The sequence below is a fragment of the Conchiformibius kuhniae DSM 17694 genome (assembly GCF_000428785.1).
GTDB classification, from domain to species: domain Bacteria; phylum Pseudomonadota; class Gammaproteobacteria; order Burkholderiales; family Neisseriaceae; genus Conchiformibius; species Conchiformibius kuhniae.
The window spans coordinates 6,056-19,154 of record NZ_KE386800.1 but is presented as its reverse complement, the minus strand read 5'-3'; the positions used below and the strand labels follow the sequence as shown (position 1 = coordinate 19,154).

Genomic DNA, 13,099 nt, shown 5'->3' with positions numbered 1-13,099 from the left:
AAAATTTAACAACGATTCGGGCGCATCAGCAGATGCGTCCCCGAATCAGGATTCGGCAAACAGCCAAGGCTGCTCCGCCTTGCGGCGGGCTTCGAAGGCGCGGATATCGTCCGCGTGCGCCAGCGTCAGCCCGATTTCGTCCAAGCCGTTGAGCAGGCAGTGTTTGCGGTGCTCGGTAATCTCAAAGGCAAAACTTCTGCCGCAGGGCGCGGACACGGTTTGCGCGGGCAAATCCACCGTCAAACGGTAGCCCTCGTTCGCTTCGGTTTGTTGGAACAGCCAATCCACCGCCTCTTCCGACAACACAATCGGCAACAGCCCGTTTTTATAGCAGTTATTGAAAAAAATATCGGCAAAACTCGGCGCAATCACGGCGCGGAAACCGTAATCGTCCAGCGCCCAAGGCGCGTGTTCGCGCGAAGAGCCGCAGCCGAAATTTTTGCGCGTCAGCAAAATCTGTGCGCCCTGATAACGCGGCTGATTGAGCGAAAAATCGGGGTTGAGCGGACGCTTGCTGTTGTCCATGCCCGGCTCGCCGTGGTCGAGGTAACGCCATTCGTCAAAGGCGTTGGGGCCGAAGCCGGAACGTTTGATGGATTTGAGAAACTGTTTTGGAATAATGGCATCGGTGTCCACATTGCTGCGGTCAAGCGGGGCAACGATGGCGGTGAGCGTGGTAAAGGCTTTCATGGCGTTCCTTTTTTGTTTCGCGGCTGCCTGAAAAAGCGAAACACGTTTTCAGGCAGCCGCGCGGGTTTTATTGTTGGTTTTTCTGTTCGGGATAACGCACGGTTTCCCATGTTTTGCCGTCATCGCTGACATGGCTGCGGGTGTCGGCACACGCCGCCAAGCCCAAGCCCAACAATGTGGCAAGCATCAGTTTTTTCATGGTTTTATCCTTTTGAAATGCGGGTTTACTGACCCAGTTTTTCAATGGCTTCGCCGGTTTTGCGCACGCCTTTGCCGACTGTTTCCGCGCCTTTTTTCAGCACGCCTTCGGTTTTGTCCGCCACTTTTTCACCGGCTTCTTTGGTTTTGTCCCAGCCTTTTTCCACGGCGGCTTCGGTTTTGTCCAGATTGCGCGAAGTGTCGGACTTCATGCCTTTCCACGTGCCGCTACAGGCAGCCAAACCGAATGCCAACAGGCATAATGCGAATGTTTTTTTCATATCAAATTCCTTGTAAATATTGAAAACGGTGTGCAGAACGCACGCGCCCGATTATAGCGGACTACTTGGCTTAACGGGTCATTTCCTGAAGCAGTTTGCTAATTTTGCGGCGGCAATTTCATCAAACGCGACAACCTTAGGGCGTGTCATCATTTAAATTCTTTCATTGAAAATCAACGGAATATAAACACTACCGTCATTCCCGCGAATGCGGGAAGCCACTGCCCGATGCTTGGCAAATGATGTTTTATCAAGGCTTGTCGTGCTTTGACTTGGATTCCCGCATTCGCGGGAATGACGGTGCAGAGATTTTTCGGTCAGTTGATGACACGCCCTAAACCGATGGCTTGATTTTCCGGGTCAAACAAGCCTCCGGCAAAAGAATTTTCCGGCAATACAAAAATGCCTTTCAATTTGTTTTCCGCCACCGCCGAATTAAACTTTTCCACCAATAAGGGGGAAGCTTGAATGGCTTGCAACAAATTGCGGTGGTGCTGCGCTTGCACGCCCGGCAATCTGCGGTATTGTTCCAGCACCGCCAACGATGCTTCAGACAAATTCGTGTTCATCTTACATTACCCGTTCAATCGTATTACTGCTTATTTGGCAAAGCTTACGGTCATCATCTCAATGCATGCCTTACCGATGCCGCGCTTTTCATCGGGTGCGTGAGCCGCAGAGGAAGAAATCTCAATCATACGACCGCTTTTGCGCATTGTTGCGCCCCGCAATACCACCCCCTTATCGGCAACCGCCTGTACGTGAAACCCCCGCGCTTCGGCAGCATCGGCAAAATCGTCCAAACTCATTCCGCACACCGGCACCAATTCGGGACGAACGGTTTTATCCGCGTGGTCCAAAATAAACGCAAACATAACCCTGCGCCCGTCATTCACCACTTTAACCATTTGGAACCATTGCCCCGCCGCAGGCAGAATAAAGCCGTAATTGCCGCTTTCTTCGTAAAAAAAACGTGCAACCGGTACGCCGAACATCTGCGCCAAATATTCGGGCGTAAGCTGTGCAAACGTGCTGCTGTCGGCAAAATGCAAAAAACGTGTCATCAGTTCTTGCGGACTGATGACGGGAATCGGGCCGCTCGGCTCGGGCAGGGGCGCAGGAGGTTCCGGCCGGGTTTTGCCGTGTCCGATGTAGGCGTCGGGGGTATTCATGGATGGTTCCTTTTCGGATGCGATGGGATTCGGAGTGGCAGCGCAAGCATTTAATGCGCTGATGCACAGTAAAATCAAGAGTTTTTGTTTCATGTTTTTCCTTTCAGGCAGCCTGAAACGGCAGTTTTGCTGCCAAACGTGCTTTCGCCCCGTCCGCCCACTCGCTTGCCGTCATGCTGTACATTACTGTGTCGCGGACGGAACCGTCCCGCCTCACTTGGAAACCGCGCAATACGCCGTCTTTTTTCGCGCCCAAACGTTCAATCGCAGCCTGCGAACGGATATTGATGCCGTCCGTGCGCCAACCCACAGTCAAACAATCTGCTGTTTCAAAGGCATAAGACAACATCAGATATTTGCAAACGGTATTGACGTGTGTCTGTTGGCAGCGTGCCGCATACCATGTGTAACCGATTTCCGCGCGGCGGGCGGAGCGGTTGATGTGGTAAAAACGGGTGCTGCCCAACACACTGCCGTCTGTTTCATCGATGACGGCAAAAGGCAGGCTGTCTGGCATGCCGTGCGCTTGAGCGATGTAGGCGGCAGTATCGGGCGGCTCCGGCACGCTGGCATACACCAAATGCCACAGTTCCCCGTCTGCCGCAGCCGTCCGCAAACCCGCTTCGTGCGTGGCGGCAAGCGGCTCAAGGCGGACGCGGAAACCGTGTAAAACAGTTGTTGGTTCAAACATTTTCAGGCTGCCTAAAAATCCATCAATTCAAAGCGCGGATATCGGTAAACCGTCCCGTTACCGCCGCCGCCGCCGCCATCGCGGGGCTGACCAAATGCGTGCGTCCGCCGTTGCCCTGCCGCCCTTCAAAATTGCGGTTGGAGGTGGACGCGCAACGCTGTTGCGGTGCCAAACGGTCGGCGTTCATCGCCAAACACATCGAGCAGCCCGGTTCGCGCCATTCAAAGCCCGCGTCCAAAAAGATTTTGTCCAAGCCCTCGCGCTCCGCCTGCGCTTTCACCAAGCCCGACCCCGGCACCACCAACACCCGCGACACATTCGCCGCCTTGCTGCGCCCTTTCGCCACCGCCGCCGCTTCGCGCAAATCTTCAATGCGGCTGTTGGTGCAAGAACCGATAAACACAATGTCCACCGCAATTTCGTTCAAAGGCGTGCCTGCCTGCAAACCCATGTATTGCAAAGCGCGTTCCATGCCGCCGCGTTTGACGGGGTCGCTTTCGGCGGCAGGGTCGGGCACGCGGCCGTTTACGTCCACCACCATTTCCGGCGACGTGCCCCACGTTACCTGCGGCTCGATGTTTGCCGCATCAAAACGGTACACCTTGTCAAACTGCGCCCCTTCGTCCGACACCAGCGTGCGCCAATACGCCACCGCCTTGTCCCAATGTTCGCCTTTGGGCGCAAACGGACGGCCTTGCACATAATCAATCGTGGTTTGGTCCACCGCCACCATGCCGGAACGCGCCCCCGCTTCAATCGCCATATTGCACAAAGTCATGCGCCCTTCCATGCTCAAACCGCGCACCGCTTCGCCGCCGAACTCGATGGCGTAACCCGTGCCGCCCGCCGTGCCGATTTGCCCGATGATGTACAAAGCCAAATCTTTGGCGGTAACGCCGTTTTTCAGGCTGCCTGAAACTTCAATCAGCATGGATTTGGACTTTTTCGCGGTAATGCACTGCGTGGCCATTGTGTGTTCCACTTCCGAAGTGCCGATGCCGTGCGCCAACGCGCCGAACGCGCCGTGCGTGGACGTGTGCGAATCGCCGCACACCACCGTCATACCGGGCAAAGTCGCGCCCTGTTCCGGCCCCATCACATGCACGATGCCCTGCCCCGCGTCCTGAAACGGAAAATACGCCAAGGCACCGAATTCCTTAATATTGCTGTCCAGCGTGTCCACCTGCAATTTGGCAATCGGGTCTTGAATGCCCGCTTCAATCTCGCCGGTGGGAACGTTGTGGTCGGCGGTGGACACGATGCTGCCGATGCGCCACAGTTTGCGCCCCGCCAGTTTCAGCCCCTCGAAGGCTTGCGGGCTGGTTACTTCGTGAACCAGATGACGGTCGATATACAGCAGCACGGTGCCGTCTTCTTCTTCGCGGACGATGTGGCTGTTCCAAAGTTTGTCGTAAAGGGTTTGTGCCATGATGTTTTTGGGATAATGTGAAAAGAAAGCGCGGATTTTAGACTTTTTGGACAAGCATGGCAAGAAAAATGATGCAACCGTCCATTGGTGATTTGATTATTGGACAATATGTACAAAACCAACCACACCGAACAAATCCTGCCCATCGCAGCGCGAAAAACCGTACAATACGGTTTTTGATTCGCATTTTTGCTCCCCCATGTCCCTGCTCCAGCTCCCCGACCCCGCCCGCCTGTTGCCCGAGCCTTGGCAACCCTACGCCCGATGGCTCGCGTGTCAGGCCAACCCCTCGCTTGCCTACGCCGAACACGCCCACCTTGCCGCCGCCGACACCGATGCGCTCAAACAGGCATTCCGCCAACACACGGGCATGGATTTGGACGACTACATCCGTTTGCGCCGCATTGCCTTTTTGCTGTCGCGTTCGCAAGCGCATTCGCAATATCGCGGCGAACTGGCGGTGGGGGTGATGGACTCGCCCTTTGGCGAAATGCTGGCGGTGTGCGGCGAAAAAGGCTTGTGTCTGCTGAAATTTGTCGCGCAAAAAGGCGTGGAAAGCGAGCTTTTGGCAGTGCAGCGCGAAAAACAGGCACTGTTCGCATGGCGCGAAACCCCGCTCATCGCCCGTTTGCGCGATGAATTGGCGCAGTATTTTCAAGGCACTTTGCGTGCGTTTTCCACAGATTTGGATTTCATCGGCAACGACACCCAACGCCAAATGTGGCAATTGATGACCACCATCGGCTACGGCGAAACGCGCAGCTACGCGCAATTGGCGGCGCAAACCGACAAGCCCAACGCGGCGCGGCACATTGCGGCGGCGGCGGGGCAGAACAAAATTGCCATTGTCGTGCCTTGCCACCGTGTCAGCGGCTACGACCACATCAGCAGTTTTGCCGATGCCCTGCGCGAACACGAAGCAACAACATCTGCGCCCGCCGCCGCAGAAAACGGCTTTGAAAACGCCGTGTTGCCGCCACCAACCGGCTTGGGTTGGCGAAAATCTTAAAAACCGCTTGCCAAGCCCGCACAATCCCACTATAATGCGCCGCAAGTTCAGTCCTTTCCCGCCCAACACCGAAGGGCTGAACCCAGAAACGCCGAACGGACACCGCCAACTCCCTCCGTCGGCGTTTCGCCTTTTTGTTTTTTGCCCAACCCCGCCAGCAGGAAAGAGGGTTGCTCTGACTTGGGGCGTGTCATCATTTCAATTCTTACATTGAAAATCAACGAATCATAAAAAACGCCGTCATTCCCGCGCAGGCGGGAATCCAAAACAAATTTAAAGGCGTTGATAAAACATCGCTTGCCAAACATCGTGCAGTGGATTCCCGCATTCTCGGGAATGACGGATTTTTATATTGCACTGAATGTTCAGTACAAAAATTCAAATGATGATACGACCTGCGGTTTTACAAGCCCAATTCGTTCAAAAAGCGCACATCATCCGCCCAGCCCGATTTCACTTTCACCCACACCCGCAAAAACACTTTCCGTTCAAACAGTTTTTCCATGTCCAAACGCGCTTCGGTGGAGATTTTTTTCAGTTTTTCGCCACCCTTGCCGATGACGATGGGTTTTTGGTTTTCCTTGTCTACCAACACGGCGATATAAATCTCATACATGCCGTTTTCTTCTTTAAATTGTTCCACTTCCACATTCAGCGCGTAGGGCAGTTCTTCGCCCAGATAGCGGAACAGTTTTTCGCGCACGATTTCCATCGCCAGAAAACGCGATGATTTGTCGGTAACCATGTCATCGGGATAAAGCGGCACGCTTTCAGGCAGCATCGGTTTGAGCGCGGCAATCAGGTTCGCCATACGCAGGCCGTGTTTCGCGCTGACGGTTTCCACGCCCGCAAAGGCGGATGCGGCGGACACTTCGTCAATAAAGGCTTGTAAGGCTTCTTTATTTTTGGCTTTGTCCTTGTCAATTTTGTTGACGACAAGCATCACGGGCGTGTGCGCGGGCAGTTGGCGCAACACGGTGCGGTCGGCATCGGTAAAGCGCATGGCTTCCACCACAAACACAATTACGTCCACGCCGCCCATCGCTTCGGTAACGTTGAGATTGAGGCGGTCGTTCAAGGCGTTGCGGTGGTTGGTTTGGAAGCCCGGCGTGTCCACAAACACCAGTTGCGCGGCGGGGTCGGTGTAGATGCCGGTGATTTTGTGGCGGGTGGTTTGCGCTTTTTTGCTGGTGATGCTGATTTTTTGTCCAATCAGGTGGTTCATCAGCGTGGATTTGCCGACATTCGGTCGTCCGACAATGGCGACAAAGCCGCAACGGTAAGCAATTTCATTCATGATTTCAAATCTTTATTTAAAAGGGGAAAACGGTTTTGCAAACGCGGCAGCACACGGGCAAACAAGCCCGCGTGTACCGCGCCCGCAATCAGGGTTGAGGCAAGCAAATCAAGGGGATAGTGCATGCCGAGCAGCACGCGGCTCAACAGCACCGCCGCCGCCCACGCCGCCACCGCCGCACACACGCGGACGCGGCAGCCGAAACCGGCAAACAGCAGCAGCCACGACACGGCAAAAATGGTGTGTCCGGACGGGAAGGAATAATCGTGGTGTCCGGCTTGGTGTGCGGCAAGGCGCGGGTTGATGCCTGCGGCTTGCGCGGACACCAGCGCGTTTTGTTCGGCATCGGGCAAGCGGTAAAAGTCGGCGGGCGCGTTCAGGCTGCCTGAAACCGCCAACGCCGCCACAAACGGGCGCGGTTCTTGAAAAGTCTGTTTCATCACGCTTTTAATCAGTTGCGTGCTGCCCAAAGACAGCAGACACATCAGCACCACCACGCGCCAATGCACCCGCCCGCGCAGCAAATACGCCAGCCACAACATCAGCAGCACCGCCGTGCCGACCGCATACGGCGGCGAACCCGTGTCGGTCAAAATCAACAAATACGGCACGGCGGGGCTGAAATTCAACACGTTTTCAGGCAGCCACGCATAACCCGCCAGCCACACGCCGAGCGGCACGGCAAGCATCAAAACCGTATAAGCCGTTAAAATTGTTAATTTATTCATGACTTTGACCGGACGGCTCGGCAGCGTATTGCAGGAAAACATGCACATCGGGGTTGCCGCTACGCTGCTTCAGCCACGCCCGCAAACGGCTTTGTTCTTTTTCGCTCAAAGGCTCGGACAGGCGCAGCCACACGGTCAAGCCTTCGTCTGCTTCCGTATTGACTGCCGCCAGCGAAGCCGCCGCTTCGGCAGCGTTTTCCGTCTGCCACAACGCGCCGCGCCCGACAAACACGCCAGTGGCTTCGGGAAACTGGACGCGGATTTCCGCCAGCAAATCGGTTTCGCGCACCGCTTGCCCCGCCGCCAACACCGCTTCCGCATCGTTTTGGGGTTGGCTGTAACGCTCGGCATTCGCCCGAATGGTTTTTTCCAATTCGGCTTTCGCCTGCTCCAAGCTGTGGCTGCCGCCCGCATACAACACCCGCACCTGTGGTTCGCGCACGCCCGCATCGTTTAATTTGCGCGTGAGCAGCGCGGTGATTTTTTCGGTGTTGCCCGTGCCGTTGATAATCAGCCCGACCGTTTGTTTGCGGTGGTCAAACGTGCTGCGCAAAACATAAAAACCTTCCTGTTTCTGAAGTTCTTGTACCACTTGGTTGGCGGTGGTGTTGAACAACTCCTGACGCACCAAGCCCGCCGCCAAATACGCGCTGGGCACCATCACCGCCGCAATCACGGCGGTAATCACCACACGGTGCAGCAAACGTTTGCCGTCCGTTACCAAACCACGGCGCGGCAGCTTCAGCAGTTTGACAAAAATCAGCGTGGCAAAGGCGATAAACACGCAATTGATGGAAAACAGGTAAAACGCGCCGAAAAAATAATCCCATTTGCCGTGTGCCAAAGCGTAGCCCGCCGTACACAAAGGCGGCATCAGCGCGGTGGCAATCGCCACGCCGGGAACGGCATTGCCCGCTTCCTTGCGGGTGGCGGCGACAATGCCCGCGCTGCCGCCGAAAAAGGCAATCAGCACGTCCCACAAAGTCGGCTGCGTCCGCGCCAACAGCTCGCTTTGCGCCTGTTGCAGGGGCGTAATCAGAAAATACAGCGTGGCGGTAATCAGGCTGATGACCACAAACACGGCAATATTGCGCCATGCCATGCGGATAAGCGCGACATCGCCCACCGCCGCGCCGTAGCCCATGCCGACAATTGGACCCATCAGGGGCGAAATCAGCATCGCACCAATCACCACGGCGGTGCTGTTCACGTTCAAGCCGATGCTGGCGATGGCAATGGCAAAAATCAGCACCCACATATTCGTGCCGGACACGCGCACATTGGCGCGGACGGCGGCATCGATTTTGTCGGGGTGGGCTTGGTCGTGGTGCAGGCTGAACACGTCTTTCAAAGCGGCGGCGGCTTTGTTGTCGGCGGATTCGGGTTCGTTGGTGGGCAAGTTGTTATTTTTATTCATAAAAATTCCTTTTGATAAAATGTGATGGTTTCAGGCAGCCTGCCCGTCATTTTTTCCGCGCCGCCAACCACGCCAACGCCTGTGCCGCACAATCTTTCTCCGCCGCGCGGCGGCTGGAAGCGCGGGCGCGGAACACCCGTCCCAACGCGCCCAAATCGCACGCCACGTCAAACAAGGCTTCGTGTCCCGCGCCCTGCTGATGCTCGATGCGGTAGGCGGGCGGCGGCAGTTTTTGCGCCTGCAACCTTTCCTGCAAGGCACTTTTCGGGTCTTTGCCGCCCGCCAAACGCTCGGCTTGGCGCACCTTGTCGGCAAACAGGCGGCGCACCACCGCTTCGGCGGCGGCAAAATCCGCGTCCAAACTCACGGCGGCAAACACCGCTTCCAGCGCGTCTGCCAAAATAGACGGGCGTTCCCGTCCGCCGCTTTTCAGCTCGCCCGCGCCCAAACGCAGCACCGCGCCCAAATCCAACTCCCGCGCCGTGTCCGCCAGCGTGCTTTCGCGCACCAAAGCGGCACGGAGCGGCGACAAACGTCCTTCGGGCAAATCGGGAAAGGTTTCAAACAGCATTTTGGCAACGGTGTAATTCAAAATGCTGTCGCCGACAAACTCCAAACGCTCGTTGTGTTCGGCGGCGAAACTGCGGTGGGTGAGTGCGCGTAACAACAGCTCGCGGCGGCGGAAACGGTGTCCCAAACGCTGTTGCAGAATCTCAAGGGAAGCGGGCATGGTTTCTGTGAAATCGGGTAAAGGCGCAATTATACGGGCTTTTGCGGTTTGACGGCGCGGCGGCTTTGCTGAATAATTTGCGCCTTTGTGTGCCGCTTTCAGGCAGCCTGAAAGTCGGGCGCATCATCGTTTGACGAAAAAACACACAGCCGTCATTCCCGCGCAGGCGGGAATCCAAGTGGAATGAAACACCGCTTTGTGAAAATCAAAATCGGATTCCCGCATTCTCGGGAATGACGGTGCGATTTTTTGTTCAACAACCGAAAGGAAATCCATGAAAAACAAAATTTTAATTTTACTCGCCACGCTGCTGGGCTTCAGCGCGTTTGCGGGCGCGGCAGTCAATCCGAACGACCTGCTTCCGCCCGAACAGGCGTTTGTCCCCACCGTTCACGCCGATGAAAACGGCATCCGCGCCGAGTTTAACATCGCGGACGGCTATTATCTCTACCAAAGCAAAATCACCGCCGAAACCGCGCCCGCCGAGCTGCTCGCCGACCCCGAAATGAGCGAAGGCAAAGAAAAAGAAGACGAATTTTTCGGCAAACAAACCGTGTATTACCACCAAGCCGAAGGCAAATGGGCATATCGCGACCCCGCCGCCGCGCAAAATTACACCTTGACCCTGCATTATCAGGGCTGCGCCGATGTAGGCGTGTGCTATCCGCCGGTGGAAACGCAGTTTGACATCAAGGGCGCGGGCGAATACCGCGTGCCCGAAGCGGCGCAGCCGAAGGATTTGTTTTTAAAAAAGTCAAACGGCGCAACTGATGCTGCGGCAACGGTTGCGCCTGCTTCCGCCGAACAAAGCAAGGGCAGCCGTTTCGCGCTGTCGCGGGACACTTTGTGGCTGAATTTGTTTTGGTTTTTTGCGGCGGGTTTGGGCTTGAGCTTTACCGCGTGCATGTATCCGCTTTTGCCGATTGTGTCGGGCATCATCGTGGGCGACAAAAGCGGCGGCAAACGGCGCGGTTTCGTGTTGTCGCTGGTGTATGTGCAGGGTTTGGCTTTGACCTACACTTTGGTCGGCGTGTTGGCGGGGCTGACGGGGGCGTTGCTGACGGTGTGGCTGCAACAGGCTTGGGTGGTGTTGGCGGCGGCGGCGCTGATGGTGGTGTTGGCATTGTCCATGTTCGGCGTGTTCCAAATCCAGCTTCCCGCCGCCGTGCAAAGTTATTTTCAAAACCAAAGCAATAAGTTGTCGGGCGGAAAAATCGCTTCGGTGTTTGTGATGGGGATGTTGTCGGCCTTGATTGTCGGGCCGTGTGTGGCGCCGCCGTTGGCGTTTGCCTTGGGCTACATCGGGCAGACGGGCGATGCGCTGTTGGGCGGGGCGGCTTTGTACGCGCTGGCGTTGGGAACGGGCGTGCCGTTAATGGCGGTGGGGACGTTCGGCGGACACATTCTGCCGCGCGCGGGCGATTGGATGAACGGCATCAAATACGGTTTCGGGGTGTTGTTGCTGGCGGTGGCGGTGTACCTTGCCACGCCTTACCTGCCCTACGCGCTGACGGCGGCTTTGTACGCCGCGCTGTTGGTGTTGCCCGCGCTGTATTTGGCGTGGCGGGCGAAAGGGTTTTCAGGCAGCCTGAAAGCGGCTTCGGCATTGCTGGCGGCGGTGTTGGCGATGGGCGGTTTGTGGTTCGGCTGGCAAAGCGCGGCGCGGCAAACCACGCGTTTGCACGACTTTTTGACCTTGTATCCGCCGCCCGCCGCCGATGCCGCCCACGCGCATACTTTCACCGACCCTGCCGCGCTGAAAGCGGCGATGGACAAGGCGTTGCAAAGCGACCCGTCCCGACCGGTGCTGTTGGATTTTTACGCCGATTGGTGCGTGTCGTGCAAGGAAATGGAGGCCAAAACCTTCCGCCATGCCGCCGTCCGCGCCGCCGTACCGATGGAGCGGCTGTTTCAAATTGACGTAACCGCCAACACGCCCGCGCATCAGGCTTTGTTGCGGGAATACGGTTTGTACGGCCCGCCCGGACTGTTTGCGCTGAAAGCGGACGGCAGCCGCAGCGATGCGGTGTTGGGATTTGTGCCGCCCGATGAATTTATCAAGTGGTATCAGGGTGTTGCCCAATAATCTCGCTCCCTCCCCTGCTTGAGGGAAGCCACACCTGATGCTTGGCATTCGATGTGGATTCCCGCCGGCGCGGGAATGACGGTGCAGAGGTTTTTCGGTTAATTGATGACACGCCCTAGATTTAGGGCGCAACACCGCACCTCCAAACCGATTTTCTTAACACCACACCACCGCCCGATGACCGGCAAACGATGTTGTATCAAGGTTTGTCGTGCTTCGACTCGGATTCCCGTCTGCGCGGGCATAACAGTGCCGTGTTTTTGAGTCCATTCCACCCGTTTGCACATCAAGCACAGCCCCATGCCTTGCCCCGATTCGGACGGCGTTACGCCCCGCCTGAATAAAAAACCATTTTACCGCCGCAAACGGCGGGGCTTCAAACAGAAAAAGGCACAAGATGAACGAAACACCGCTTGCTTCCGCCCGTCTTCACACCCCGCTCGGCGGCATGACCGCCGTGTATGCCCCGCAAGGGCTGTGTCTGCTCGCTTTTGATGACGACCGCCACAGCCACACCGCCCTTGCCGCGTGGCAGCACCGTCTGCTTGACGGGCGCGGCGATGCCCGCTTTGCCGTGTTGCAACAGGCATTGGACGCTTACTTTGCCGGACAACGCCGCCATTTCCGCGACATCGCCACCGCACCTGCGGGCACGCCCTTCCAACGGGCGGCATGGCGTGCGTTGTGCGACATTCCCTACGGACACACGCGCAGCTACGCCGAACAAGCCCGCGCACTGGACAAACCCCGCGCCGTCCGTGCCGTTGCCGCCGCCAACAGCCGCAACCCCGTTTCCCTGCTGATTCCCTGCCACCGCGTTATCGGCAGCAACGGCAAACTGACGGGCTACGCGGGCGGCTTGTGGCGCAAACAGGCATTATTGGCACTGGAACGCGGCGCATCATTATCCAAATTTTAAACCACCATACCCGTGAATATGCGAAGCCACTGCCCGATGCTTGGCAGGCGATATGGCATCAAAGTTTGTTTCAACTTGTTTTGGATTCCTGTCTGCGCGGCAATCACGGCTGTTGATAAACGGCACACCCTGATGCGGAAAGCATCAAACACATTCCCACAAAGCACAGCAAACACAAACTGCCTAAAACGCAAATACCCTGTTGAAAAACAGGGTATTTTTGATGTTCCAAACCACAAAGCCCCACATCAGGCGCAGCCCCGCGTGTCGTCAATTGACCGAAAAACACCGCGCCGCCATGCCCGCGCACGCGGGAATCCAAAACAAGTTTCAAAAAGCATTGATAAAACAATGCTTCACAAACATCAGGCAGTGGATTCCCGCATTCGCGGGCATGACGGCATCGCGTTTTTTGACAATATGCCCTAATGATGGGGCGGAGTTTCCGACTG

The 13,099-nt window shown here is 56.6% G+C and carries 16 protein-coding genes; 4 read left to right on the top strand and 12 right to left on the bottom strand.

Annotated elements, in window-relative coordinates; all coding sequences use genetic code 11:
- Positions 1 to 45: 45 nt before the first annotated feature.
- The 7 genes from leuD to leuC all read right to left on the bottom strand — a co-directional run bounded on the left by leuD (position 46) and on the right by leuC (position 4,464).
- Entirely contained in the window at positions 46 to 690 is a 645-nt protein-coding gene (gene leuD / locus G392_RS0111025; RefSeq protein WP_027010246.1) for a 3-isopropylmalate dehydratase small subunit, read from the bottom strand.
- Between the two features lie 67 nt (positions 691 to 757).
- Positions 758 to 889 carry a hypothetical protein gene (locus tag G392_RS14330; RefSeq protein ID WP_281168345.1) on the bottom strand — a complete coding sequence of 44 codons (132 nt, stop codon included), beginning with the start codon at positions 887 to 889 and terminating at the stop codon, positions 758 to 760.
- Positions 890 to 914: 25 nt separating this feature from the next.
- On the bottom strand, positions 915 to 1,169 hold the full coding sequence (locus tag G392_RS0111015; RefSeq protein ID WP_027010245.1) for a hypothetical protein: 255 nt from the start codon (positions 1,167 to 1,169) through the stop codon (positions 915 to 917).
- A 317-nt stretch (positions 1,170 to 1,486) separates the two neighbouring features.
- On the bottom strand, positions 1,487 to 1,738 hold the full coding sequence (locus G392_RS0111010) for a hypothetical protein (RefSeq protein ID WP_027010244.1): 252 nt from the start codon (positions 1,736 to 1,738) through the stop codon (positions 1,487 to 1,489).
- Positions 1,739 to 1,768: 30 nt separating this feature from the next.
- Positions 1,769 to 2,341 (bottom strand): hypothetical protein, encoded by a 573-nt coding sequence (locus tag G392_RS0111005; protein ID WP_156900936.1) that lies wholly within the window; start codon positions 2,339 to 2,341, stop codon positions 1,769 to 1,771.
- Positions 2,342 to 2,444: 103 nt separating this feature from the next.
- Positions 2,445 to 3,032 (bottom strand): GNAT family N-acetyltransferase, encoded by a 588-nt coding sequence (locus G392_RS0111000; protein ID WP_034335299.1) that lies wholly within the window; start codon positions 3,030 to 3,032, stop codon positions 2,445 to 2,447.
- 22 nt (positions 3,033 to 3,054) lie between these two features.
- Positions 3,055 to 4,464, bottom strand: a complete 1,410-nt coding sequence (leuC, locus tag G392_RS0110995) for a 3-isopropylmalate dehydratase large subunit (RefSeq protein WP_027010241.1) — start codon at positions 4,462 to 4,464, stop codon at positions 3,055 to 3,057.
- Positions 4,465 to 4,660: 196 nt separating this feature from the next.
- Here leuC and G392_RS13175 point away from each other — a divergent pair, with 196 nt between their 5' ends.
- Entirely contained in the window at positions 4,661 to 5,470 is an 810-nt protein-coding gene (locus G392_RS13175; RefSeq protein ID WP_051255717.1) for a methylated-DNA--[protein]-cysteine S-methyltransferase, read from the top strand.
- 47 nt (positions 5,471 to 5,517) lie between these two features.
- Here the strand turns inward: G392_RS13175 and G392_RS13845 are convergent, their stop codons facing one another.
- From G392_RS13845 to rnc, 5 genes are all read right to left on the bottom strand, one after another.
- Positions 5,518 to 5,778, bottom strand: coding sequence for a hypothetical protein (locus G392_RS13845; protein ID WP_156900934.1), 261 nt, complete (start codon positions 5,776 to 5,778; stop codon positions 5,518 to 5,520).
- A 95-nt stretch (positions 5,779 to 5,873) separates the two neighbouring features.
- Entirely contained in the window at positions 5,874 to 6,767 is an 894-nt protein-coding gene (gene era / locus G392_RS0110975; RefSeq protein WP_034335297.1) for a GTPase Era, read from the bottom strand.
- Entirely contained in the window at positions 6,764 to 7,495 is a 732-nt protein-coding gene (locus tag G392_RS0110970; RefSeq protein ID WP_034335294.1) for a phosphatase PAP2 family protein, read from the bottom strand. The genes era and G392_RS0110970 overlap by 4 nt, the downstream gene beginning before the upstream one ends.
- Positions 7,488 to 8,912, bottom strand: coding sequence for a DUF389 domain-containing protein (locus G392_RS12885; protein ID WP_084165993.1), 1,425 nt, complete (start codon positions 8,910 to 8,912; stop codon positions 7,488 to 7,490). The genes G392_RS0110970 and G392_RS12885 overlap by 8 nt, the downstream gene beginning before the upstream one ends.
- Positions 8,913 to 8,958: 46 nt before the next feature.
- On the bottom strand, positions 8,959 to 9,642 hold the full coding sequence (gene rnc / locus G392_RS0110960; RefSeq protein WP_027010237.1) for a ribonuclease III: 684 nt from the start codon (positions 9,640 to 9,642) through the stop codon (positions 8,959 to 8,961).
- Between the two features lie 274 nt (positions 9,643 to 9,916).
- Between rnc and dsbD the strand changes: the two genes are divergently transcribed.
- The 3 genes from dsbD (at position 9,917) to G392_RS13840 (ending at position 13,076) form a co-directional block, all read left to right on the top strand.
- Complete coding sequence (dsbD, locus tag G392_RS0110950) at positions 9,917 to 11,728, top strand: protein-disulfide reductase DsbD (RefSeq protein ID WP_051255715.1); 1,812 nt, start codon at positions 9,917 to 9,919, stop codon at positions 11,726 to 11,728.
- Between the two features lie 397 nt (positions 11,729 to 12,125).
- Positions 12,126 to 12,647 (top strand): methylated-DNA--[protein]-cysteine S-methyltransferase, encoded by a 522-nt coding sequence (locus G392_RS12880; protein ID WP_034335291.1) that lies wholly within the window; start codon positions 12,126 to 12,128, stop codon positions 12,645 to 12,647.
- A gap of 36 nt (positions 12,648 to 12,683) precedes the next feature.
- On the top strand, positions 12,684 to 13,076 hold the full coding sequence (locus G392_RS13840; RefSeq protein ID WP_211224374.1) for a hypothetical protein: 393 nt from the start codon (positions 12,684 to 12,686) through the stop codon (positions 13,074 to 13,076).
- Positions 13,077 to 13,099 lie beyond the last annotated feature (23 nt).